This window comes from Fulvivirga aurantia, from assembly GCF_009711475.1.
Taxonomy (GTDB): domain Bacteria; phylum Bacteroidota; class Bacteroidia; order Cytophagales; family Cyclobacteriaceae; genus Fulvivirga; species Fulvivirga aurantia.
Genome location: NZ_SMMD01000364.1, coordinates 1 through 2,040 on the forward strand (window position 1 = coordinate 1; position 2,040 = coordinate 2,040).

Sequence of the window (2,040 nt, forward strand, 5' to 3'; positions counted from 1 at the left end):
CAAAGAAAAGCCATTTGATATTTATGAAAGGCAAATATTGTTCACTTGAGTGAATGATACCCTGTGCTGGTAAGTTGTTATTTTTCAAATCTTCTAATTCATCATCCAGGTAAAATTGCCCTCCATTCTTGGCCGATAGTTCGCGAAGTAAATCAAAATCAGCTGTGAGGTTTATATCTTCAACCTGTAAGTCCTTCACTAAAAACTCACCTGAAACAGATTCTAAACTACCATTTAAATTAGTACTTGCGCTGTAGTTGTAGATACCTTCCGGCAAGCCACTAATTGTATATCTGGTATTATTCTCATTAGTTATAAAAGTAAAATTTCGGGCTTTACCCTCTGAGTCGGTAACTGTGAGGTTGATTCTATTGCCATACACTCGCTCGTATAAATCGTTATACACCTCCGAGTCAAAAACAACAGCTTCGTTTGTGGTAGATTCATTTTTAATCGGGTAGGCTTTAAACTTTCTTCTGTCATCTTTAGAAGATAAAAACTGCACCGGCTTAGTTATAAGCTCATTAAATTGCTCATGACTCTCATTGTTTACAAAGCTTGTTAGACGCCACTTCCACAAACCATCACCCAGCACTACGGCTTTTTTTGGTGTTATCTCCTCATTTAAAGCGATCAGTGGTTTCGTTGTGACTATGCTCCCCACCTGTTGGTAAAGCATCACTTTAGTACCTTTACTCAAATCAATTTTACCAAAAGGAACATTGATGGGAGGCAGTTCCGTGAAAGTTTGTTGCAGGCCTTCACTTAGCTTAAAATTCATAAACTCCTGATTAAAACTTGCCGTTACTTTATCATATTCTCCTGGTACAGCATCTAATGTAAGCACCTCATTTATTTCATTAAAAAATCGGATATCTGTACTTTCTCCATAAATAAAGAGTTGAGCAACACCCTCCAGCATTTTGGGGTTTATCGCTCCAACTCCCCTTCTATCGGGCAGTTGATGAAATATAATAAGATCGTACTGCTTGGTGGTGTTAGCCAATCTTGCTCTGTCTGCCGGTAGACTGTAAATAAATTGATCAAACGTGTAATTGGAATTACTTTCTATAGCAAATCGCAAAGCTTTGATATCAGGGTGAGGAGCTGCTGCTACTACAGCTATATTTTCGGTACCTTCAATAACTTCTACATAAACCTGCTTGGTATTATTTATAGTAGTAAACTCATTGGCCAGGGGTGTAATGCGTACAGTGTATCTTTGAAATCCTTTTTCTGAAGCTTCTACTAAAAACCTTATTTCATTTAGCTGGTGATCAGATTTAAGGCCTACAGTTTTACTTTCAATTACTTTACTTCCTTGTGATATAGCTACGTTTACATTTCTTCCTTCAAAACCTTTTTGAGTAAACTGCACCACAACCGGAAACTGGTTGCCTTGATAACTAATTTTATTGTAAACCACAGACCGAATACTCACATCCGCCTTTGGTATAGTATCTCCAACACCTAAAACATCGATGTTATAATTATAGTCTGTAAAAGTTGGTGATATACCTTCGTTGAAAATTCCATCAGAAACTAATAAGGCACCAGAAAGGTTTCTCCCTTCATAATCTGCCGAGATTTGATCCAAAAAACCTGCAAGGTCAGATTGACTGTAATCTAATTTAACATCTGAAGGGATTTTTTCGTGACTTTCACCATCTATAGTACGGATATCTATGGCATATCCTTCTTCCTTTTTCAACTCAACCAAATCATTTATAGAGCTATATAATGTACGCAATCGTGTACTATCGGTCGATCTGGCTATTGACGAAGAATTATCAACAGCAATAACGTAGGTAGGCTCTTCTATAACATTTTTTACTTGCTTAAGAATTGGTGAAACAAGCAACATAGCAATGACACTGACCAATAAAGCTCTGGCGACAAATAAGATCCTGTTAAGCGATTGACCCCATGGCCCTGACTTCTGGTATTGTACATAAGCATATGCCAATCCTGCCAGGATACAAACAATAATAAATAAAGGGGAGTGTTCGAAAATCAACGCGGGTCTCTGCATCTCCATAG

The 2,040-nt window shown here is 37.6% G+C and carries 1 protein-coding gene; it reads right to left on the reverse strand.

What is annotated here, in order from left to right; genetic code table 11:
• Positions 1–2,040 (reverse strand): VWA domain-containing protein (locus E1176_RS20380; RefSeq protein WP_185152552.1); only part of this gene is annotated, 2,040 nt, incomplete at both ends.